Below are 21,595 nucleotides of genomic sequence, written 5' to 3'. Positions count from 1 at the left end.
GGCGGCCGCTCACGAGGGCGGCCGCCGCTCGGCGTCGCTGCCGGGCGCTCGTCTCCGATCGGATCCCGCGGGCGCCTGCCGGACGCGGTCAGTCGCTCGTCAAGGACTCGAGCGCGCCCGCGTCGAGCTCGTCCCGGGAAGTCAGCCCGAGTTTCCGGAGCGCGTTCGACATGTGGGTCTCAACGGTGCGAGGAGAGAGGTACAGCTCTGCGGCGATCGCGCGGTTCGTGCGTCCTGCCGCCGCTCGCTGCACGACCTCCTGCTCGCGCCGCGAGAGGTCGTTGCCGTGGGTCGGCCGCCCCCCGCGCCACGGATACGGCACGGGAACGCCGTGCCGCCGCATGGTTCGGGTCACCCGGGCGATGTCCTGCCGTGCCGACAGACGGCCGTACGCGGTGAGGGCCTCCGTGAGCAGACCGGGGCCGTCGGCCGCGTCCCGTTCGCAGCGCCAGCCTCCGAGCCGTTCCGTCGATCGAGCCGCCACGTAGACGAGCCCCGCCTCGTGCGCGGCCGCCCGGGCGTGCGACAGTCGCTCCTCGGCGGTGGAGGTGTCGCCGTCGTGGTGCGCGATCAGGGCCTCGCACGTCGTCATGGCCACGGTGATCGCGGGCGCCTGCGCGTCGCGGATGCGCTCGCCGACGGCCGTGACCCGCCCGCGGATATCGTCTACCGTGCCGAGGTCCGACGCGGCCTCGACCTGGCAGACCAAGGCGTCGGCTGCCCACGCCCACATGCCCTTGCGCCGGATCTGCTCGAGGGCGGCGGATGCCTCGTCGAAGGCCTTCTGCGGATCGCCCAGAGTCAGCCGCAGGGGAGCGAGCGCCGCGCGTGCGGGCACCAGCGGCCACACCGCACCGACCCTCTCGCAGTCGCGGATGAGGTCGGTGAGACCCTCGACCGCTTCCGCGGCGTTCCCGCGAGAGCCTTGAACGAGGTGGTGCAGGTAACGCGCCTCGAACGACGCGGCACCGAATCCGAACGCGCGCGAGGCCAGGGCGTCGGCCCGCTCGGCGAGCCCGTCCCATCGACCTGCGGCGTGGTCGACCATCGCGCCGACCAGTTCGAAGACCTCCAGCAGGCGCGGCGAGAGTGACCGCTCGGCGATCGACCGCCCCTCGGCCAGCAACTCGTCGGCGCGGCGCACGTTGCCGATGTGGAGGGCGCCCTGCGCCCAGTTGAGTGCGGCGCGAGCGTGTTCGCGGGGCTGCGTGAGCACGACGGGGTCGCGTCGCGCGGCGTCGATCAGCCCCCATGCGGCCGGATCGCCCTGTTCGAGAAGAAGCGAGGCGCGCGCGATGCGCACCCCGAGCTCGACGTCCACCGATCCGGCGCGCTGGGCCGCCGCCACGGCTTGCGCGCATCGCGCCAGATGCGCCTCGAGCGACACATCGACGACGGTCTCGGGCGCGGCGAGCACGGCCAGCGCCCGCGCCTGGAGGTCGGGACGCTCGTCGAGCTCATCGACCGCGCGCTCGATCTCGCCGTACCCGTCGCGGGCGAACCCCTGCTGCCGATAGAGCCGGCCTAGGGCGAACCGGAGCTCGCCGCGGGCGGCCGGCGTCAGCTGCTCGCTCTCCAAGAGGCGGGTGAGGATCGGGGCCGACTCGGCGTGTGCCAGTCCGTCGACGGCGGCACGACCCAGCTTCGTCGCGATCCGCACGCGATCGTCGATCGAGAGGTCGGTCATGTCGGCGGTCGCCTCGCGGAGGAACTCGGCCGCCGCCGCCTCATTGCCGTGGCGCACCGCTTCATCGGCCGCGGCCTCCGCCCAGCGGACGAAGTCCTTCACGAGACCGGCGCGCTGGTAGTGGTGGGCGATGCGCGCCGAGAGGATCGGGTCGTGCCGCTCCTCGAGCACGCGGGCGATCCGGGCGTGCCACCACTGACGGGTGGGCAGAAGTGTGGCGTCATAGACGATCTGCTGTGCGAGCACGTGCCGGAAGCGGCTGCGGCCGTCCTGCTCATGCAGCAGGCCCGCGGCATGGGCTGCCGTGAGAGCGGTCGCCACCTGCCGGGCGTCGTGCTCGGTGAGCTCTGCGATGAGGCCCGGGTCGACGGTGGGCCCGACCACGGCGGCCGCCTCGATGACCTCACGGGCGGTCGCGTCCAGCGTCATCAGCCGCTGGATGACGACATCCCGCAGCGCCGTCGACACCGACAGCGCCGCGAGGGCGTCCGTGTGGGTCGGGATGTCCGCGGCGGGAAGCTGCGCCAGCAGGGTGCGCAGGACCTCCTCGACGACGAACGGTACGCCGCCCGTGACCTCGTGCAGCGCCGCGGCGACCGGATCAGGGACGTCCACGCCGAGCAGGTGCCGGGTGAGTTCGCCGACCTGCGCGACGTCGAGCGGCGCGAGCCGTGCCGTGCGGGTCCGGCCCTCCGGGGCGCGTGCGAACGACTCTCCGACGGGCGTCGCGCCGAGGTCCGTGCGACTGGTCACGACGATCGTCGTCTCGGCCGGCTGGTGCGCGATGAGGTAGGTGAGGAAGTCGAAGGTGACGGCGTCGGCCCAGTGCACGTCCTCGAGCACCAGCACCGCGGGGGAGAGATGCTCGATCAGCTCGGTCGCCGCGCGGAAGATCTGGTGTCGCGCGTCGCGCTGATCCGCCGGGCGTTCGGGTGGCGCGGGGAGGCGGTCGGCGATCTCGGGCACGAGCGGAGCCAGATTCCCCACGACGGGGCTGAGGTCGCCCACGTCGATGCGATCGCGCTGTTGCCGGAAGGCGTCCAGTACCGGTCCGAGCGGGAACGGATCGTGGAGCGGCTGACACTGACCCATCAGCACCGCGGCCGAGGGCGGTGCCGCGGCGAGGAGTTCGCGGACCAGGCGGCTCTTGCCGATCCCGGCTTCGCCCTGGACGACGATGAGCGCCGGGGGTGACGTGATCGCGCGAGCCAGTGCGTCGAACTCGGCGCGACGACCGACGAGGACAGGCGACACCCCGCCGGGAGGTGGAGCGGGGGGCTGAGGCATGACTGCCATTCGTCTCGTGGGGCGCGAGCAAAAGTCAGTGTAGGTCACGGATGCAGGCCCCGTTCACCCGTCCGTAACCTCCAACGCAAGGTGTGAAACGAATCATCCGTGTGCGAGGAGAGACAGTGCCCAGACATCTCAGACAACGACCGCGGAGGCACGCCTCTACGCGGCTGACCATCGCGGCGGCCGCCGCCCTCGCCCTCGTGGTGACAGCCGCACCGGCCGCACCGACCGCGGCGCTCGCCGTGGACCCGGCGCCGGTCGCGGTGGAGGACCTCGGCGACCGGACCGGCGGCGTGAAGGTCACGACCCCCGAGGACGCGCAGGCGCTGGTGAGCGAAGCCGCGCAGCCGCAGACGTACATCGTGCAGATGGCGCCCGCGCCCGTGGTCGCATACGAGGGCGGTGAGAAGGGGCTGAAGTCGACGAAGCCTCGCGGCGGCGCGAAGGTCGACCCGGCCGACCCCGCGGTCGAGGCGTACAGCACGCACCTCAAGGGTCAGCAGCGGGCGGCTCTCGCGAAGGTGAAGGGCGGCAAGCCCTCATACAGCTACGTGTACAGCTTCAACGGCTTCGCGGCCGAGCTCACTCCCGCGCAGGCTGCCGAGCTCGAGGCCCAGCCGGACGTCGTCTCGGTGCACCCCGACGAGGCGGTCGAGACCGACACCTCGTCGACGGAAGGATTCCTCGGACTGGACGACGAAGACGGCCTGTGGGCACAGCTCGGCGGTCCGACCGGTGGCAAGAAGACGCCGGGAGCGGGCGAGGACATCGTGATCGGCGTCATCGACAGCGGCATCTGGCCCGAGGTCGCCAGCTTCTCCGATCGCAGTGACAAGAAGCTCGTGTACCAGGGCAAGCCCCAGGGGTTCCGCGGCACGTGCGCGTCGGCGGAGAAAGTGGGCGACGATTCGTGGGACGCCAACCTCTGCAACAACAAGCTCGTGACCGCCCAGTACTTCAACGCAGCGTGGGGAGGCGATGAGGGCGTCGCGCAGCAGCTGCCGTGGGAGTTCCTCTCGCCGCGTGACTACAACGGTCACGGCACCCACACCGCCTCGACCGCCGGCGGCAACCACGGCGTCGACGTGACAGGCCCGGCGGCGCCGTTCGGTGAGATCTCGGGCATCGCGCCGCGGGCGCGCATCGCGGCGTACAAGGCGCTGTGGTCCGTCGAGGACGGCTCTACCGCGACGGGCTACACGTCCGACATGGTCGCCGCCATCGACAAGGCCGTCGCCGACGGCGTCGACGTCATCAACTACTCGGTCTCGGGCTCCAGCACCGACTTCCTCGAGCCCACCGAGGCGGCGTTCCTCAACGCCGCCGCAGCGGGCATCTTCGTCGCGGCATCCGCCGGCAACTCCGGCCCTGATGCCGCCACCGTCGCCCACCCCGGTCCCTGGCTGACCACGGTCGCGGCCGGCACCCACGACCGCACGACGACGGGCGCCGTGGTCCTCGGCAACGGCGCACGCTACGAGGGCGTGTCGCTCAGCAGCGCCGCGGTCGGCCCCGCGCCGATCATCACGGGCGCCGCCGCGCGGCTCTCGGGTGTCTCGATCGGCGCCGGTGCCCGCTGCTACCCCGCGAGCGACAACAACGGCAAGCCGGCGCTCGATCCCGCCAAGGTCGCCGGCAAGATCGTGCTCTGCGAGCGCGGCGGCGACATCGCCCGCGTCAACTCGTCGCGCGCAGTCGCCGAGGCGGGCGGGGTCGGCATGATCTTCGTGAACGCCTTCGGCAACTCGCTCAACGCCGACTTCCACTCGGTGCCCACGGTGCACCTGCAAGACACCGAGTGGAGCGCGATCAGCGCGTACGCGGCAACGGCAGGAGCCACCGCGACCATCGAGAAGGCGGTCATCGCGAACGGCGGCACGGCGCCCTTCACCGCGGAGTTCTCCTCGCGCGGCCCGCTCGTCGCCGGCAACGGCGACGTGCTGAAGCCCGACGTGATCGCTCCGGGGCAGGACATCCTCGCGGCGGTCGCCCCTCCCGGCCAGGGCGGGATGGACTTCAACCTGATGAGCGGCACGTCGATGTCGGCGCCTCACGTCGCCGGACTCGCCGCCCTGCTGCAGGACCTCCACCCGGACTGGTCGCCGATGGCGATCAAGTCGGCGCTGATGACCACGGGATCGGACGTGCTGGACGGCGAGGCGAACACCGACCCGAACCTCATCTTCAAGCAGGGGGCCGGGCACGTGCAGCCCACGAGCGCGGCCGACCCGGGCCTGGTCTACGAGAGCGGCGTCGACGACTGGACCGCGTTCCTCTGCGGCTCGACCCGCAGTGTGTCCGGCACGGCGTGTGACGACCTCGAGGCGGGAGGCCGCTCGCTGGACCCCAGCGATCTGAACACACCCTCGATCGGGATCGGCCTGCTCGACGGCACGCAGACCGTCACCCGCACGGTCACGAACGTCGACGACGAGGCTGGGACCTACTCGGCGACGGTGAGCGGGCTCGCCGGAGTGGGTGTCACGGTCGAGCCGAGCACGCTCACTGTGGCGCCGGGCGCGACCGCGTCGTACACGGTGACATTCGCCGTCGGCGAGGAGACCCAGCTGTTCGACTACCTCGCCGGCCAGCTCTCGTGGACCGATGGCACGCACACGGTGCGATCGCCGATCGTGCTCCGGGCGAAGCAGCCGGGTGACGAGGACTGGGCCGCCCGGTACGACGGAGCGGGCGGGCAGTTCGGCAGCTCGTCGGATGTCGGCACCGAGCTCCTGCTCCACCCCGACGGCCAGCGCGTCTACATGAGCGGCTACAGCCGGCCGCCGTCGGCGGGCGGGCTCGTGAGTGACTTCCTGACCGCTGCGTACGACCCCGAGACCGGCGACGTGATCTGGGAGGAGCAGTGGGATGCCTCGAACGGCGGGTCCGACGAGCCGGCGGGATTCGGAATGAGCCCCGACGGCGAGACCCTGTACGTCGGTGGGACCAGCGGCGGCGACTACCTCACGGTCGCCTACGACGGAGCGACCGGTGAGCGGCGGTGGACCGCGCGCCTGGACGGGCCGGCTCAGGCGGGGGACTCGCTGAACGACCTCGTCGTCAGCCCGGACGGATCGACCGTCTATGTCACCGGCTACCAGACCACGGGTGAAGCGCAGCTCGACTACGCCACCGTCGCGTACGACGCGGCGACCGGCGCCGAGCGCTGGGTGTCGCGGTACGACGACCCGGTGAACGGGACCGACGACGCGCGCAGCATCGCGGTGAGCGAGGACGGCGCGACCGTCGTCATCACCGGTCAGAGCGCCGGCGACGGCACCGGCCTCACCGACTGGGGCACGGTCGCGTATGACGCCGCGACCGGCGCGCAGAAGTGGGACGTGCTGCGCAACGGTTCGGACGGGCAGATCGACATCGCGGACAACATCGCGATCGTGGGCGACTCCGTGATCGTGGCCGGCGTCGTGAGCAACACGGACCGCCAGGTCGACTGGGAGACGGTGGCCTACGACCTCGCGACCGGCGAGGAGCGCTGGGCGACCGGATACGGCGAGGCGGGCACGGACGTGCCGCAGGCGCTCGCGGTCAGTCCGGACGGCGGCACCGTCGTGGTCGTCGGCAACGTGGAGGGTGGCGCCGAGATGGACTACGCGTCGGTCGCCTACAACGTGGCCGATGGCGCTCAGCTCTGGGCGACGCGGTATGACGGAACCGCTCACGGGCTGGACGTCGCCTACGACGTGGCGCTGACCGCTGACGGCACCCATGCCGTCGTCACCGGTGAGTCTCGCGACGCCGAGACGGCCTGGGACTACGTCACGATCGCCTACGACCTCGTCACGGGCGAGCAGGTCTGGTCGGCGAACTACGACGCGACCGGCGCGAGCGACGGGGCGAACGGCGTGGCGGTCGACCAGCGAGCCGACGGCACACGGCGGGTGTTCGTCACGGGAGCGAGCACCACCGCGTTCGACGCGGTCGGACTCGACAGCAACATCGACGCCGCGACGGTGGCGTACTTCGACCCGTTCGACTGATCGACCGGGCGGCGAGGCCGCCGGGCGAGGACTCCCGTTCTCGTCCGGCGGCCGTCGGCGTTCTCGGGAGTTCGCGGTCGATACGCTCGCTGTCATGGTGAGAGGCCTGAGCAGACGGGGGCTCGCGGCGGCTGTGGTGCTCGCGGGCCTCGCCGGATACGTCGACGGCTTCGCGTTCGTCTTCCTCGGCGGCTACTTCGTCTCGTTCATGACCGGCAACACCACCCGCGCGAGCGTCGACCTGTCGCAGCTCTCGCTCGTGAGCGCGGCGTTCGCCCTCACGCTGATCGTCGCGTTCGTAGTGGGCGTGATGGCGGGGACACTCGTTCCCGGCGATCGCGCCAGCGGGCAGCTCCGGGTGCTGCTCCTGATCCTCGGCCTCGTGTGCGCCGCTGCGATCCTCGCCGGATTCGAATGGCGGTGGGCGACGGGATGCTGCCTCGCCTTCGCGATGGGCGCGCTCAACACCGTCTTCGCACGAGGTGGCCAGGTCGCGTTCGGAGTCACCTACATGACGGGCGCCCTGGTGAAGGTCGGGCAGGGTCTCGTCGGGGCGATCCGCGGCCAGGCCGGAACGGGGTGGCCGCGGCATCTGCTGCTGTGGGCCTCCATCGCCTCCGGCGCCGTCCTCGGCGCCGCGGCGTTCGCCTGGATCGGGCACGGTGCCCTCTGGATCATCGCGGCCGCGTTGGCCGTCCTCCTGGCGAGCCGTTGGGTGGCACGGGCCGGCGCCACGCGCGGCGGATCTGTGGGCTGACACCCGCACTCCGGAAGAACCCGGCCGGCGGGATGCGTCGAGTCTTCGGCAGGGGAGCGAGCAACGCCGCATTCGACGGGGCCGGTCTCGACATCGACGTGGATCGGAAATGCCGACGACGGCGGACGCGTTGGCGTGTGGCATGCGATCGATCGTCTACTCCCGCACCGGAAGCTCGTCCGTCCTCTCGCTCGCGGAGCGCGAGCCCGTGAACCCGGGGCCGGGGGAAGTGCGCGTGAAGGTGGCCGTCTCGGGCGTGAATCCGACGGATTGGAAGGCGCGGGCCGGGAGCGGAGCGAAGCCGGCCTTCGACGAGGTCGTGCCGAATCAGGATGGTGCGGGCGTCGTCGACGCCGTCGGCGACGGTGTGACGGAGCTCGGGGTCGGCGACCGCGTGTGGCTGTATCTCGCCCAGCACCAACGCCCCACCGGCACCGCTCAGGAATACACCGTGGTCCCCGCCGAGCGGGCGGTGAAGCTGCCGGATGGCGTCGGTTTCGACGTGGCAGCGAGCCTCGGTGTGCCCGCGATGACGGCGCACCGGGCGCTCACGGTCCACGAGTTCGGACCCGCGCGGCTGGCGCCGGGTTCGCTCGACGGACGTGTCGTGCTCGTGGCCGGGGGAGCGGGTGCCGTCGGGCATGCGGCGATCCAGCTCGCGGCCTGGGCGGGTGCGACGGTGATCGCGACGATCTCGAGCGAAGAGAAGGCGTCGCTCGCGCGTGCCGCGGGGGCGCACCACATCGTGCACTACCGCGACGAGGATGCCGCCGACCTGATCGCCGCGATTGCGCCCGGCGGCGTCGACCACATCGTCGAGGTGTCGATCGCGCAGAACGCCGGTCTCGATGCTCAGGTGGTCGCGAATCACGGCTCGATCGCGTACTACGCCGACAACGGCGGCGAGGAGGCAACCATCCCGGTGCGGCCGACCTTCGCGAAGAACGTGCGCATCCAAGGGCTGCTGCTGTACACGGTCGGCGCAGCCGCCTTGGAAGCCGCCGCCGAGGACATCACCGCCGCGCTGCGCGACGGCGCGCTCCCCGTGGGTGAGGAGGCGGGGCTTCCGCTGACGTGGTTCTCGCTCGAGCAGACCGCGGCGGCACACGATGCCGTCGAGCAGGGTGCCGTCGGCAAGGTGCTCATCGACGTCTCGGGTGAGAACCGCTGAGAACGGATGCCGCCGCCCCGCCCGCGGAACCGGGTGGAGTGGGGCGCGACACGCACCGCCGGCGAGGTGGGTGACAGTCCGTACCCGCGGCCCGGTGATCGTTGCATCGCGCCCCGCCGCTACCCGGCGGGGATGAGTCTTCGCGGCGCTGGTCGGAGGTCGCCGAAATCGTAGCGGCGAGCCACCCGCGTCGGCAGCGCGGTGGGAGGAAGTCCGGGGCGATGGAGGACGAAGTCCTCCTTCCCGTTTCTCGTGATTCGCCAGCCATGGTGGTGAAGATTCATGTGGTGGAACGGACACAGCAGGATGCCGCGGTCAATGTCTCGGAACATCGCCCGCACAGTTCGGCCTGCATGACGATGGAAGTCGCGGTCGGTTTCCGTTCCGGCGGAATCCCCGGTAGAGAACGAGTATGGATGCCGCGATCGAGACCGCCCTCGCCCTGACCGACGACGCGCCCTTCGCGCAGCGCGTGGTCGACATCACCACGCGGGGAGCCCGCTCCCAGCAGCTCCGCCGGATCGAGATCTGGTTCCACAACGTCGACGGCGAGGTGTACATCACCGGCACTCCCGGCGCCCGGTCCTGGTACGCGAATCTGCTGGCTCACCCCGAGTTCACCTTCCACCTGAAGCACGAGGTGCAGGCCGACCTTCCGGCGAAGGCGACCGCGATCACCGACCCGCGGGAGCGCACCGAGGTGCTGAGCGCGATCGTGGACGGCATCGACGCGATCTACTCAGGGCGCGCCTCGCGGCCGGAGTTCGCACCCGTCGAGGAGTGGATCGATCGCAGCCCCCTGGTGCGGGTGAACTTCAACTGACGCGGGCGCGCGCCGCGGCGCGGCTGGAACGGGGTCGCACGGGGCGCGGCTCGCGTCGCGATGGATTTCCCGCATGCGGCCCCGAGCCCCGCGCACCAGGCGTAGCCTCCCGGCATGACACCTTCGCCTTCCGGAATCACGACGGCCGGCCAGCTGCGCGCATCGGGTCACACCTACCGGTCCGTCCGCATCGAGATGCGCGAGAACCTTCTCGCCGCCCTCGCGAACGGCGACGATCCGTGGCCGGGCATCCACGGCTTCGACACCACCGTCATCCCGCAGCTCGAGCGGGCGATCCTCGCCGGCCACGACATCGTCCTCCTGGGTGAACGCGGCCAGGGCAAGACCCGCCTCCTCCGCAGCCTCAACGGCCTGCTCGACGAATGGTCGCCGGTCATCGAAGGGTCGGAACTCGGCGAGCATCCGTTCCACCCCATCGCCCCGGCATCCATTCGTCGTGCAAGCGAGCTGGGCGACGAGCTGCCCGTGAAATGGCGCCACCGCCGCGAGCGGTACGCCGAGAAGCTCGCCACGCCCGACACGTCGGTGGCCGACCTCATCGGCGACGTCGACCCGATCAAAGTCGCCGAGGGGCGCTCGCTCGGCGATCCCGAGACGATCCACTACGGGCTCGTGCCGCGCAGCAACGGCGGCATCGTCGCGATCAACGAGCTGCCCGACCTCGCCGAGCGCATCCAGGTGTCGCTGCTGAACGTCATGGAGGAGCGAGACATCCAGATCCGCGGCTACGTGCTGCGCCTCGACCTCGACGTGCTCGTCGTCGCCACCGCGAACCCCGAGGACTACACCAACCGCGGCCGCATCATCACGCCGCTGCAGGACCGCTTCGGCGCCGAGATCCGCACGCACTACCCCCAGACGATCGATGAGGAGATCGCCGTCATCCGCCAGGAGGCCGACCTCGTCGCCGAGGTGCCGGCGCACCTGCTCGAGATCCTGGCTCGGTTCACGCGCAACCTGCGGGAGTCGGATGCTGTGGACCAGCGCGCGGGCGTATCCGCCAGGTTCGCGATCGCGGGCGCCGAGACGATCGCCGCCGCGGCCCTGCATCGCGCGACGCGCCAGCACGAGGACGTCGCGGTGGCGCGACCGGTCGACCTCGAGACGGCGGTGGACGTGCTGGGCGGCAAGATCGAGTTCGAGACGGGGGAGGAAGGTCGCGAGCGAGCGATCCTCGAGCACCTGCTGCGCACCGCGGTCGCGGACACGGCGCGGGCGCATCTGCGTGGGTTGGACTCGCGTGCGCTGGCGGATGCTCTGCATACCGGCGCGACGGTGATGACGGGGGAGCAGGTTCCTGCAGCGGAGGTTCTGGCGGCGCTCCCGGTTCTCGGCGAGTCCGACCTTTACGACCAGGTCGCCGATCGTCTCGAGGCCGTGACCCCGGGTGAGCGGGCTGGTGCGCTCGAGCTGCTCCTCGAGTCGCTGTACCTCGAGAAGAAGATCGGCAAAGACAGTGCGGGCGGTGAGACGGTCTATGGCTAGGTACCCGGCGTCACACCCCCGCTCGTTGAGCGAGCGAGGAACGAGCGAGTCGAAACGCCCCGAACGCGGTCGCAACCCATCCCCGAGGCATCCGTAATGCCCCGCTCCTTCCACCGCACCCCCGCGCACACCTCCCGTTACGGCCGTTACGCCGGCGGCGACCCGCTCGCGCCTCCCGTCCCCATCCAGTCCGCGCTCGAGGCGATCGGCCGCGAGGTCATGGAGGGAACCTCCGCCGAGCGCGCGATGCGCGAGTACCTCCGGCGCGGCGACCAGAACCGCCTCGGCCTCGACGAGCTCGCCCGCCGCGTTCGCGAGCGCCGAGCCCAGCTCACCCAGCGTCACCGCCTCGACGGCACCCTCGAGGAGGTCCGCCGCCTGCTCGACCATGCCGTCCTCGAAGAGCGCAAGCACCTCGTCCGCGACGTCGATCTCGACGACGACACCAGAGCCTTCGCCGAGATGCGCCTCGAGAATCTCCCCACCAGCACCGCCGCGGCGGTCAACGACCTCGCCGACTACGACTGGCAGAGCCCGACCGCACGGGCCGACTACGACCGCATCCGCGAGCTGCTCGGCCGCGAACTCCTCGACCAGCGGTTCGCCGGCATGAAGAACGCACTTGAGAACGCGACGGATGCTGACCGCCAGGCGATCCGCGACATGCTCAACGATCTGAACGACCTGCTCGAGAAGCGCCGGCTCGGCGAAGACACGCAGGAGGACTTCGACGAGTTCATGCGCACGCACGGGGATCAGTTCCCCGAGAATCCGCAGAACCTCGACGAGCTGCTCGACACGCTCGCCGAGCGCGCCGCGGCGGCGCAGCGGATGCTCAACTCCATGACCCCAGAGCAGCGCGACGAGTTGCTGAGCCTCGCCGAGCAGGCGTTCGGCTCGCCCGACCTCATGCAGTCGCTGTCGCGCCTCGACGACAATCTGCGGTCGCTTCGGCCCGGCGAGGACTGGTCGGGTTCGGCATCCTTCTCCGGCGATCAGCCGACGGGTCTCGGCGAGGCGACCGGCATCATGCAGGACCTCTCCGACCTCGATTCGCTGACCGATCAGCTCGGTCAGATGTATCCGGGCGCGCGCATGGACGACATCGATCTCGACGCGCTCGAGCGGCTCATGGGCGAGGACGCCGCCGTCAGCGCCCGCACCCTGCGCGAGCTCGAGCAGGAGCTGAGGGATACCGGGATGCTGCAGCGCGCGTCGGACGGACAGCTCCGGCTGACCCCGCGGGCGATGCGGCAGCTGGGGCGCGCGTTGCTGAGGGACATCGCGACGCGGCAGTCCGGTCGCTCGGGGCGTCGTGAGACCCGCAACGTGGGTGCCGCCGGCGACCGCACCGGGTCGACGCGCGAGTGGGCGTTCGGCGACACCGAGCCGTGGGACATCCCGCGCACGGTGTCGAACGCGGTGCTGCGGACGGTGCTCGACGGGGGAGAGGTCTCGGCCGGGGTGCGGCTGGACACGCGCGATGTCGAGGTGGTCGAGACCGAGGAGCGCACGCAGGCCGCGGTCGCGCTGCTGGTGGATACGTCGTTCTCGATGGCGATGGACGGACGCTGGGTGCCGATGAAGCGCACGGCGCTGGCGCTGCATCACCTGATCTCGACGAGGTTCCGGGGCGACAAGCTGCAGCTGATCGCGTTTGCCCGCCACGCCGAGGTGATCGACATCGAGCAGCTCACCGCGAAGGACGCGGTGTGGGACAAGGGCACGAACCTGCAGCACGCGCTGCTGCTCGCGCAGCGGCATTTCCGCAAGAACCCCGTGGCGCAGCCGGTGCTGCTGATCGTGACGGACGGCGAGCCCACGTCGCACCTGCGTCCCGACGGGAGCGTGTTCTTCGCGTACCCGCCGGACCCGCGGACGGTGGCGGTCACGGTGCGCGAGCTCGACAACGTGCAGCGGATGGGCGCGCAGACGACGTTCTTCCGGCTGGGGGAGGACCCCGGGCTGGCGCGGTTCATCGACGCGCTGGCGAGGCGGGCCGGCGGGCATGTGGTGGCGCCGGAGCTCGACGACCTGGGGCGTGCGGTGGTCGACAGCTACCTCGGCGCGCGGCACACGGGGCGCGGAACCCCGGAGGACTTCGGCGACATGCTCCACGGCCGGACGTGGTGGTGGTGACCGCTCGCGGCTAGCATGCCGACCTCCCTCGACCTTCCGGCTCGGGGGAGTCTTGCGCTGATCTTGCGCTTCGTGTGAAGGCCGTCCGGCCTCGCAGGTTTCTTGTCGCGATCTTGCGGCAGCGCTCGTGCTCACTCGGTGGGACGTTGCGGTGCGCCGCCAAGACTTGCAACGTGCTCGAGGAGCGGTCGGAATCCGACCGAATGTCCGCCGGCACCTCTGCCTCCACGAAGAAGAGCGGCACCGCCCGCGAAAGGACACTCCCATGAAGAAGATCGTCAAGGCCTCCATCGCCACCACCGCCGGTGTCATCCTGCTGCTCGGCGGCGCGGGCACCTTCGCCACCTGGAACTCGTCGGCGACGGCGCAGGGCGCCTCGATCATGGCGGGCAACCTGGTCGTCGAGGCATCGCAGGACGCGGGCACCTGGACCGCCAACGGCTCGGCCATCTCCATCGACGACTACCGCGTCGTCCCCGGCGACGTCCTCACCTACACCAAGACGATGAAGGTGGGCGCCGAGGGCGACAGGCTGAGCGCGACGCTCGCCCTGACCGACTCGTCGATCGCTCCCGCCGACGTGACCGAGCCCGCCGACGTGGCTCTCGCGAGCTACCTCACCGACTCGGCCGTCCTCACCGCCTCGGGCGCGGGTATCGCGGGCACCGGCCCCACGTTCACCGTCACCCCGGCCGGCGACGTCGTCAGCCAGGACGTCACCGTCACGGTCACCATCGCCTTCCCGTACGGCGACGTCGCCGGCGGCAACAACGCCGCGATGAACGGTGCGGTCACGCTCGACGAGCTCACCGTCAGCCTCACGCAGAACACCAACTGAGCCCCGGGGGCCCGCTTTCCCGAGGCGGGCCTCCGGTTCCACGTCCGTCCCACCCGAGAAGGAGCCGCGATGAGCCGCCGCACCCGCCGCCACGCCGCCCGGCGCGCCGCCCGCCGTGCGGCGGCGCCGCGGCGCCTGCTGCTCGGCGCGCTCGGCACGGCGGGAGCGATCGTGCTCGGCGTGCTCGCCGGCGGCGGCACCTTCGCACTCTGGACCGTCGCCGCGCCCGCGGCCTCCGCCGTCACGCTGCAGGCGGGGTCCGCGGGCCTCAGCTCGACGCCGCTCCAACTTTCGGCCACCAACCTCTATCCGGGCCGCACCGTCTACGCCGCGACCACGGTGAGCAACACCGGCACGACGCCGCTCGCCCTCACGATCGACCCGGTCGCGAGCACCGCCGCGGCCACCCCTTTCGCATCGGCGGTCGCCGTCACCGTCGGCAAGACCTCTTCGGCCGCGGACTGCACCGCCGGCCGCGTCCCCGCCACCGTCACGACCACCGTCGGCGCCGCCGGCTCCGACCTGCAGCTGACCCTCGCTCCTGGTGCCTCCCAGCTCGTCTGCGTGGGCGTGGGGCTGCCCCAGAACGCGTCGTCCGCCGCGGCCGGGGCCGCAGCATCCGTCCTCACGATCACCATCTCGGGAACGCAGGTGCGCCGATGACCCGCCGTCGCCTGCTCGGCCCGATCGCAGCGCTCGTCACCCTCGCGGTGCTCGGCAGCGCCGGCGGCGCGACCGCCGCGTGGATCGCGAGCACGTCGGTGGCAGCATCCGTCTCGTCCACGACCATCGCCACGACGGCGCAGCTGACGAGCGGCCTCGACGCGAACTACCGTTCCGGCACGACCGCGACGGCCACCGCCGGCCAGCTGACGATCGCCAACACCGGCGGCGCTCCGCTGTCGTACACGCTGGTCACGCAGCTCGGTGCGGCCAGCAGCAGCGCCCTCGCCGGGAAGATCAGGCTCCGCCTGTGGTCGGGCAGCGCATGCGGCACCACCGCTCCGAGCGGTGCCGTCAGCACGACTCTCGCCGACAGCGCGCCCGCCCTGCCGACCGCGGCGCGCTCCCTCGCACCGGGCACCTCCGTGGTGGTGTGCGTGTCGACGCAGATCGACGGGCAGACGGATGCCTCGCTCTCGGGGCAGTCCGTCACGGCGGCGTTCCGGGTGACCGGCGCGGTCGGGACGAACTGGACCGCAGCGGCGACCACGGCCGCGTTCACCCAGTCCGTCTCGGGACTCGGCCCTGCGAGTGCTCCGGCCTGCACACAGGCGCCGCCGCACGGGGTGCAGCTGAGCTGGACCGCCCCCGCGAACCGCGCGGCCGGCGTGAGCCTGCAGTACCGCGTGGTCGACAGGTCCAACACCGTCGTCAAAGAGGTCTCGAGCAGCGCCGCCACCGTCTCCGTGACCCTGGCCGGCACCGACATCCGCGCAGACGGTGTTCACGAGCTGCGCATCGTCGCCATCGAGACGACCGGTTCGACAACCACCTCGTCCGACAGCGCGCCCCTCACCGTGCGCCGGACCGCCGTCGGAAACTCCAACGTCAAGTACGAATGCGTGAACCCATGACCATCTCCACAGCCGCGTCGACGTCCACCCTCCCGACGCCCCGCGCCACCGAGTCGTCACGCCGAGCCCTCCGCGCCGATGCCCGCCGCCGTGACGAGGGGCAGAGCCTGCTGCACTACCTCGCCGTGTCGGTCAGCGCGTCGATCCTCGTTCTGCTGCTCGGCGTGGCGGTCGCGGTGGTCGGCCTGCCTGTCGTCGTCGGCGGCAGTGCCATGACGGTGCTCACGCAGTCGATGGAGCCCGGCTTGCCGCCCGGAACGCTCGTGGTCATCCGCCCGACGCCGGTGGACGAGATCCGCGTCGGCGACGTCATCACGTACCAGATCAGCTCGGGCGAAGCGGCCGTGGTGAGCCACCGCGTGGTGTCGAAGACGTACGCCGACGGCGAGCTGACCTTCGTCACGAAGGGTGACAACAACGACACCGTCGACCCTGCACCGGTGCGTCCGGTGCAGGTCCGCGGAACCCTCTGGTACAGCCTGCCGCTGCTCGGCTGGGTGAACAGCCTGCTGAACGGCGCGAACCGCACGATCGTCCTCGCGGTCGTCGCCGGCGGTCTCTTCCTCTACGCCGCGGTGTCGGTCGGCGGGGCCGTGCGGGATCGACGGAAGAAGACGGATGCTGCAGCCGCCGCTGCAGAGCACGCTGAGGCCCGAGGCGAGTCGCGGCGCGGCAGCCGGTAGGCGCTCTCTCGCTGCGGAGCGCGGTGACGGCACCCGCGCGACCCGCGAGCGTCGGTCGCATCGGCCATTGATCGAGATGGTGCCGCGGGCTCCTCACAGCGAGGAGCCCGCGCCGTTCGTCAACCGGACGCGCCCTTGCGTGGCTTGATGAACGCTCGTGACTCCTGGCTCGCGCGCTTCTCGGCGCGCTTCTCCTTCGGTGACGAGCGGGCGACCTTCTTCGTGTCGCGTGCTCGCGGTGATCGGCCTGACATGCGGACTCGCTTCCCCTGGGTGGCTGGCGGGTGAACCCACGACCATAGCCGTCTTCCTGGGGAAGTCAACTCGCGCACCTCGAGCGCAGAAAAATCCGCTGACTTGCCTTTTTCTGGAAGCGGGCTATGGTGATGGCCATGACCCCGATGACCCGCCCACACCGCACAGAGCGTCTCGCCGACGCCTCCGTGGTGACGGCAGTGGTCGACATCGCGGGCGCCCGTCACGAGGTGCTGCCGCCCCGGCGGCGCGACGCGGATGGTCTGTCCGTGCAGCCCATCCGTCGCGTCGCGCCCCCGTGATGTCCGATCTGAACGATCGGTCCAACCGGACACACCCGCGCGTCGCATCTGCGGCGCTTTTTTTGTACCCCGAGGAGCATCAATGCCCATCAAGACCACCGAACCCGTTCCGCTCGACGGCGTGCAGCGCGAGCTCGAGCGGCGGCTCGAGGAACGGCTGGCCGTCCTCCAGGAACTCGAGCCGTTCGCTCTCCCGAGCGTCGATCCCGTCGCCTACCAGTCGGCGGCGTCGCACCGGATCGCGATCGAGCAGATCAGCGCGGCGCTCAATCGCATCACCCAGGGCACGTACGGCCGCTGCACCCGGTGCGGAGGGCAGATCGCCCCCGAGCGGCTCGAGGTTCTCCCGTACGCGGCCGCCTGCATCGAATGTCAGAGCCATGCCGAAGCCGCGTGACCGCAAGCCCTTCGCGATTCCGTCCGTCCCGCCGGTCGCCTGCGCCGGTGCGGCCGGCGCGCATCACGCAGAAGCACCCGTGCCGTCGCTTGCGGCCCGGGTCATCGTTCGAGCAGGCGCGCTCTTCCGTCTGCGCGGCGACCGTCAGGTTGTGCACCGCAGACTCGTCGATCGCCGCCCTGCGACGCCGCCCCCTTCGAATGCTGCGCCGGGAGCAGCGGACGCCGGCCCGGCGAGCACTTTCCGCGGTACCACCGCTCGCTACGTCGCGTTCGGCTGAACCCGACTGAGACCCGCACGATCAGGTCGGGGTCGGTCGTCGTGGTGGGGAGCGAGGCCGTGCCTGGGCGAAGCATCCACTTCGCCCAGGACGGTGCGCCGGTGCGGAGGTGGGTGGCACGGGCCCGCTCGTCGTTCCATCATGGTGAGGATGGGCGTGGCTGGGAGCGCTCAGGCTCCACGCGTTCGCCCTTCGTCCGGCGACGGGAGGTCGACGGTCGCTGAGGACCTGTCGGCAGACCTTCGATGGCGGAAGGAGTCACCGATGAACCAGAACGGATGCCGACTGCCCAGCGTCCTCGCCGTCGCGGCGTCGGTCCTCGCCCTGTCAGCATGCTCACTGATGATCCCCGTCGGGCAGATGACCTCCGAGGAGCGGGATATCGGCGAGGTGTCGCGCGTCGTGCTCGACACCTCGGGTGATCTTGTCGTGTCTGAGGGGGAGCCGGCGCTCACGGTGCACGCGCCGGAGGGGGCGATCGATCGCCTGACCTCCGAGGTTGAGGGCGACACCCTCGTGCTGGGCGCCGAGCCCGGCTTCACGATGGGGTTCGGCGACGTGCGGTACGAGCTGACTGTGCCACGACTGGAGCTGATCCAACTGACCGGCTCCGGCGATGTCGAGGCGACCGTGTCGGCGGACGGCACCGTGCAGCTCGACATCGACGGCTCGGGAGACGTCGACTGGTCGGGCATCTCGGCTGATCGGGTCGAGGTGCGCCTCTCGGGCTCGGGCGACGTCACGCTGACGGGCTCTGCCGCCGAGCTCTCCGTCGACCTGGAGGGCAGCGGATCCGTCGACGCCGAGGAGCTCGAGGCGCAGGATGCCGTCGTCAACCTCTCCGGATCGGGCGAGGTCGACGTCGCTGCGAGCGACAGTCTTTCGGTCGACCTTTCGGGCAGCGGTCAGGTCACGTACTCGGGTGACCCGAGTACGGACGTGCGCGTGTCGGGTTCGGGGGACGTGGAGCGGCGCTGAACGGACGCAGGGCCGCGGCGGCATGGTGCCGGGTTCGTGCGGATCCGCTGCTCCCGGCTGTGCCATACGAGATCCGGCATGCGCGGCACCCCCTTTCCGCGCTCGTCACCCGCCCGGCGAGCCGAGCCGCAACGGGCCACCTCGATATCCTCTCCTTGTGACCCTGCGTGACGATGTCGCTCCCGAGCGGACCAGTATGGGCCGCGGGATGGACGTGGTGTCCTGCGTAGCGGAGATGTCCGCAACGAGCGGGCAGGGCGTATCGGTGCAGACCATTGCGCGAGCGCTGCAGCGCGACCGCTCGCAGGTCTCTCGCACCCTTGCCGCGCTGGCGGAGGAGCGGCTGGTGTCGCGAGGCCCCGACGGTCGCTACCGACTGGCGTGGGCTTGGTACGCCTCGGCGGAGCAGCTGGTCGAAAGGCGTCTGCGCAGCGACGGCCTCTCGATTCTGGACGAGCTGTCAGCGGATGTCGGTGAGGCGTGCTTCCTCGGAGTCCTCGAGGGCGATGCGACGGTCACGATCGTCGAGAGCGTGCCGCCCGCCGCCCGGTTGATCGGCTCGTGGGTCGGGCGAGCGTATCCGGCGTTCTGCAGTGACGCGGGTCAGGCGGTGTTGTGGGATGCCTCCGATGAGGAGGTTCGCGGTGTGTTCAGCCGCACGAGCTTCCGCAGCGCCGGTCCCAACGCCGCCGCATCGGTCGATGAGTTCCTCGTGCGCCTGAAGGAGTCGCGGGCCAGGGGCTACGCGATCGTGGCGGAGGAGGCCGAGCCGGGCCTGTACTCGGTCTCGGCGCCGGTGTGGGACTTCCGGGGCGAAGTCATCGCCGGCCTGCAGATCGTGGGGGAACGGCGCCGCCTGGAGTCGAGGTCGGAGGCTCTGGGAGCGGCGTGTGTCCACGCCGCCGAGCGTCTGTCGGCGATGCTCGGCGCGGGCGAGGCTCGGGGCGAGTGAGCCGGAGCGGGTTGCTCACGACTCCTGGATGAGCTGGCTCAGCCGCGCGCAGGCGTCGCGAAGCGCACTCTGCGCTTCGCGTGTGCGGCGCTCCGAGAGGCCGCCGCTGCTGATGCCGATGGAGACCACGATGCCGCGCTGATCGCGGATCGGCAGTGCGAAGTCCCGCACGCCTTCGACGTATTCCTCGCGGGCGTCCACCATGCCGAGCTCGCGGTCTCGCTCGAGCAGCTGATGGAGCTGATCGACCGATCTTGCCGCGCCGGGGCCGCCGACTCCGACGAATTGCACGTCGGCAAGGAGGGCTTCGAGGTCATCGCGTGTGTGGTCCCAAAGGAGGGCCCGGCCGGGTCCGGTGCACCAGATGGGGGTCAGGATGCCGGGGCGCAGGTAGTCCGCGGACACGCCCGGGCCCTTCTCGGAACGGAGCAGGATCGCGCCCGGGCCCTCGGCGGCGACCAGTTGCGCCGAAACCCCCAACGTGGAGGCGAGCACGCGCAGACTCTCACGTGCTGCTCGGAGCCACGGCCGGCTCAGGGCCCCGGCGGCGCGGAAGTAGCCGTCGCCCGCCTTGAGCACCGCGGCGTTGTCGCGATCGAGGTAGCCCAGGTCCCGCAGCTCGCGTGTGAGGCGCGAGACGCGACTGCGCTCGATGCCGGTGGTCTCGGCCAGACGTGAGGCGTTGTGCCCCTGCCTTCCCGATCGCTCCTGCGCCACCGCCGCGTCAAGCAGCGCGAGACCCTGCAGCAGTGAGGACGGGGCGCTCATGATCTGGGGTGCTTTCTGGGCCGATGGACGAGGGGCCGGTCACCCGGTGGGGACCGATTCGGAGGCCGGCACGTCGACGACGACGCGCGGGTTCAGCCGAGCCCACGCGGTGTACGAGCCGGCGGCGATGGTTCCGCTTGCCCGTTCGATGTCGGCGGAACGGATCTGTGCGGATCCCTGCCGCCCGTAAAGTACCACTTCGTCGCCGACCTGGGCCGACGGCACCTGGGTCACGTCGATCACCAGACTGTTCATGGCCAGCCGATCGATGACCGGCGCGAAGGTGCCGTGGACGAGAACGTGCGCCCGGCCGCCGAGCGTGCGCGGGTACCCGTCGGCGTAGCCGACGGGTATGACGGCCAGCCGGCTGGAGCGATCGATGCGTGCGGCCCTGTCGTATCCGACCGTGCTGCCCGCCGGGTAAGGGTTGATCGCCGCGATGCGCGACACCAGCCGCATGGCGGGGAGCAGGTGAGGAATCGCGGCCGAGGTGTCGCCGTACAGTGCCGCACCGATCCGGACCATGTCCATGCGCGAGTCGGGGACGGTCAGCGCCGCGTACGAGGTGGCGCAGTGCTTCTCGAATCGGCCGCGCGGAGCGCCCAGCACCCGCTCGGCCGCGCCGGCCTGGTTCCGGAAGGCAAGGGCGCCGGCGCGCACATCGTCGGCGTCTTCGCAGGGGAAGTGCGAGCAGACTCCGACGATCGCGAGCTCAGGGCTCGCGGCGATGCGTCGCAGGTGAGGCTGCGCCTGAGGGTCGTCCCAGTCCATTCCGTCTCGACTGAGCCCGGTGGAGTTGAGGGAGAGATGGACGCGGAGAGGACGCCCGAGCGCGCGGGCGGCGGCGACCACGACACGCGCGTGATCGCCGCCGCCCACCCACTCTTCGATATCGAGCCGGGCACCCTCCTGGATCTCGTCGCGCAGTGCCGCCCGGAGGCGGATGATGCGTCCCGGAAATCCCAGCCGGCGTACCTCCTCGGCTTCCTGGTTCGAGGTGATCCCGATGGTGTCGACACCAGCCGTCATCAGGATCGGCAGGACGACGGGGATGCCGTGTCCATAGGCATCCGCTTTCACCACCCCGCAGAGCCGCGTCGTGATGCCGACCTCGCCTCGTACGACGTCGAGGTTGTGGGCGATGGCGCCCGCGTCGATCTCGACCCAGACAGGACTCGTGGTGCGCATGCG

Annotated in this window: 17 protein-coding genes; 14 read left to right on the top strand and 3 right to left on the bottom strand. The window is 71.0% G+C overall.

The window, feature by feature from the left end:
• Positions 1–88 precede the first annotated feature (88 nt).
• On the bottom strand, positions 89–2,974 hold the full coding sequence (locus Q9R33_RS02600) for an AAA family ATPase (RefSeq protein ID WP_311292768.1): 2,886 nt from the start codon (positions 2,972–2,974) through the stop codon (positions 89–91).
• 125 nt (positions 2,975–3,099) lie between these two features.
• Here Q9R33_RS02600 and Q9R33_RS02595 point away from each other — a divergent pair, with 125 nt between their 5' ends.
• From Q9R33_RS02595 to Q9R33_RS02530, 14 genes are all read left to right on the top strand, one after another.
• The gene (locus Q9R33_RS02595; protein WP_311292767.1) at positions 3,100–6,978 is read left to right on the top strand and encodes a S8 family serine peptidase; all 3,879 of its coding nucleotides are present in this window, start codon (positions 3,100–3,102) and stop codon (positions 6,976–6,978) included.
• Between the two features lie 94 nt (positions 6,979–7,072).
• A complete protein-coding gene (locus Q9R33_RS02590; protein ID WP_311292766.1) occupies positions 7,073–7,735 on the top strand; it encodes a DUF1275 family protein in 663 nt (220 codons plus the stop codon).
• Between the two features lie 142 nt (positions 7,736–7,877).
• The gene (locus Q9R33_RS02585; protein WP_311292765.1) at positions 7,878–8,906 is read left to right on the top strand and encodes an NADPH:quinone reductase; all 1,029 of its coding nucleotides are present in this window, start codon (positions 7,878–7,880) and stop codon (positions 8,904–8,906) included.
• 412 nt (positions 8,907–9,318) lie between these two features.
• On the top strand, positions 9,319–9,729 hold the full coding sequence (locus Q9R33_RS02580; RefSeq protein WP_310249001.1) for a nitroreductase/quinone reductase family protein: 411 nt from the start codon (positions 9,319–9,321) through the stop codon (positions 9,727–9,729).
• Between the two features lie 114 nt (positions 9,730–9,843).
• The gene (locus Q9R33_RS02575) at positions 9,844–11,235 is read left to right on the top strand and encodes an AAA family ATPase (protein ID WP_311292764.1); all 1,392 of its coding nucleotides are present in this window, start codon (positions 9,844–9,846) and stop codon (positions 11,233–11,235) included.
• Between the two features lie 96 nt (positions 11,236–11,331).
• The gene (locus Q9R33_RS02570) at positions 11,332–13,374 is read left to right on the top strand and encodes a VWA domain-containing protein (protein ID WP_310249005.1); all 2,043 of its coding nucleotides are present in this window, start codon (positions 11,332–11,334) and stop codon (positions 13,372–13,374) included.
• A 265-nt stretch (positions 13,375–13,639) separates the two neighbouring features.
• A complete protein-coding gene (locus Q9R33_RS02565; RefSeq protein WP_311292762.1) occupies positions 13,640–14,212 on the top strand; it encodes an alternate-type signal peptide domain-containing protein in 573 nt (190 codons plus the stop codon).
• A gap of 69 nt (positions 14,213–14,281) precedes the next feature.
• Positions 14,282–14,875 carry a hypothetical protein gene (locus Q9R33_RS02560; RefSeq protein ID WP_311292761.1) on the top strand — a complete coding sequence of 198 codons (594 nt, stop codon included), beginning with the start codon at positions 14,282–14,284 and terminating at the stop codon, positions 14,873–14,875.
• Positions 14,872–15,789, top strand: a complete 918-nt coding sequence (locus tag Q9R33_RS02555; RefSeq protein ID WP_310249010.1) for a hypothetical protein — start codon at positions 14,872–14,874, stop codon at positions 15,787–15,789. The genes Q9R33_RS02560 and Q9R33_RS02555 overlap by 4 nt, the downstream gene beginning before the upstream one ends.
• A complete protein-coding gene (locus Q9R33_RS02550) occupies positions 15,786–16,472 on the top strand; it encodes a signal peptidase I (RefSeq protein ID WP_311292759.1) in 687 nt (228 codons plus the stop codon). Before Q9R33_RS02555 ends, Q9R33_RS02550 begins: the two co-directional genes overlap by 4 nt.
• A 392-nt stretch (positions 16,473–16,864) precedes the next feature.
• Positions 16,865–17,029: a hypothetical protein gene (locus tag Q9R33_RS02545; RefSeq protein ID WP_162239864.1), complete on the top strand. Its 165-nt coding sequence runs from the start codon at positions 16,865–16,867 to the stop codon at positions 17,027–17,029.
• An 82-nt stretch (positions 17,030–17,111) separates the two neighbouring features.
• On the top strand, positions 17,112–17,426 hold the full coding sequence (locus Q9R33_RS02540) for a TraR/DksA C4-type zinc finger protein (RefSeq protein WP_311292758.1): 315 nt from the start codon (positions 17,112–17,114) through the stop codon (positions 17,424–17,426).
• A 544-nt stretch (positions 17,427–17,970) separates the two neighbouring features.
• Positions 17,971–18,684 carry a head GIN domain-containing protein gene (locus Q9R33_RS02535; RefSeq protein WP_311292757.1) on the top strand — a complete coding sequence of 238 codons (714 nt, stop codon included), beginning with the start codon at positions 17,971–17,973 and terminating at the stop codon, positions 18,682–18,684.
• Positions 18,685–18,880: 196 nt separating this feature from the next.
• The gene (locus Q9R33_RS02530; RefSeq protein WP_056371004.1) at positions 18,881–19,636 is read left to right on the top strand and encodes an IclR family transcriptional regulator; all 756 of its coding nucleotides are present in this window, start codon (positions 18,881–18,883) and stop codon (positions 19,634–19,636) included.
• Positions 19,637–19,651: 15 nt separating this feature from the next.
• Here Q9R33_RS02530 and Q9R33_RS02525 read toward each other — a convergent pair whose 3' ends face one another.
• Both Q9R33_RS02525 and alr read right to left on the bottom strand, forming a co-directional pair.
• On the bottom strand, positions 19,652–20,404 hold the full coding sequence (locus Q9R33_RS02525; RefSeq protein WP_310288804.1) for an IclR family transcriptional regulator C-terminal domain-containing protein: 753 nt from the start codon (positions 20,402–20,404) through the stop codon (positions 19,652–19,654).
• A 39-nt stretch (positions 20,405–20,443) separates the two neighbouring features.
• Complete coding sequence (gene alr / locus Q9R33_RS02520; protein WP_311292755.1) at positions 20,444–21,592, bottom strand: alanine racemase; 1,149 nt, start codon at positions 21,590–21,592, stop codon at positions 20,444–20,446.
• Positions 21,593–21,595: the final 3 nt, after the last annotated feature.

Origin of the sequence: Microbacterium sp. PRC9 (assembly GCF_031844125.1) — a bacterium.
Lineage (GTDB): Bacteria > Actinomycetota > Actinomycetes > Actinomycetales > Microbacteriaceae > Microbacterium.
Note: the sequence above shows the minus strand (reverse complement) of the source record. Positions and strands in the feature narration are given on the sequence as shown.

Bases quoted from the DNA above. Each gene is read 5' to 3' on its own strand.
- Q9R33_RS02600 (WP_311292768.1), bottom strand. From the start codon at position 2,974: ATGCCTCAGCCCCCCGCTCCACCTCCCGGCGGGGTGTCGCCTGTCCTC.
- Q9R33_RS02590 (WP_311292766.1), top strand. From the start codon at position 7,073: ATGGTGAGAGGCCTGAGCAGACGGGGGCTCGCGGCGGCTGTGGTGCTC.
- Q9R33_RS02585 (WP_311292765.1), top strand. From the start codon at position 7,878: ATGCGATCGATCGTCTACTCCCGCACCGGAAGCTCGTCCGTCCTCTCG.
- Q9R33_RS02580 (WP_310249001.1), top strand. From the start codon at position 9,319: ATGGATGCCGCGATCGAGACCGCCCTCGCCCTGACCGACGACGCGCCC.
- Q9R33_RS02575 (WP_311292764.1), top strand. From the start codon at position 9,844: ATGACACCTTCGCCTTCCGGAATCACGACGGCCGGCCAGCTGCGCGCA.
- Q9R33_RS02570 (WP_310249005.1), top strand. From the start codon at position 11,332: ATGCCCCGCTCCTTCCACCGCACCCCCGCGCACACCTCCCGTTACGGC.
- Q9R33_RS02565 (WP_311292762.1), top strand. From the start codon at position 13,640: ATGAAGAAGATCGTCAAGGCCTCCATCGCCACCACCGCCGGTGTCATC.
- Q9R33_RS02560 (WP_311292761.1), top strand. From the start codon at position 14,282: ATGAGCCGCCGCACCCGCCGCCACGCCGCCCGGCGCGCCGCCCGCCGT.
- Q9R33_RS02555 (WP_310249010.1), top strand. From the start codon at position 14,872: ATGACCCGCCGTCGCCTGCTCGGCCCGATCGCAGCGCTCGTCACCCTC.
- Q9R33_RS02550 (WP_311292759.1), top strand. From the start codon at position 15,786: ATGACCATCTCCACAGCCGCGTCGACGTCCACCCTCCCGACGCCCCGC.
- Q9R33_RS02545 (WP_162239864.1), top strand. From the start codon at position 16,865: ATGACCCCGATGACCCGCCCACACCGCACAGAGCGTCTCGCCGACGCC.
- Q9R33_RS02540 (WP_311292758.1), top strand. From the start codon at position 17,112: ATGCCCATCAAGACCACCGAACCCGTTCCGCTCGACGGCGTGCAGCGC.
- Q9R33_RS02535 (WP_311292757.1), top strand. From the start codon at position 17,971: ATGAACCAGAACGGATGCCGACTGCCCAGCGTCCTCGCCGTCGCGGCG.
- Q9R33_RS02530 (WP_056371004.1), top strand. From the start codon at position 18,881: ATGGGCCGCGGGATGGACGTGGTGTCCTGCGTAGCGGAGATGTCCGCA.
- Q9R33_RS02525 (WP_310288804.1), bottom strand. From the start codon at position 20,404: ATGAGCGCCCCGTCCTCACTGCTGCAGGGTCTCGCGCTGCTTGACGCG.
- alr (WP_311292755.1), bottom strand. From the start codon at position 21,592: ATGCGCACCACGAGTCCTGTCTGGGTCGAGATCGACGCGGGCGCCATC.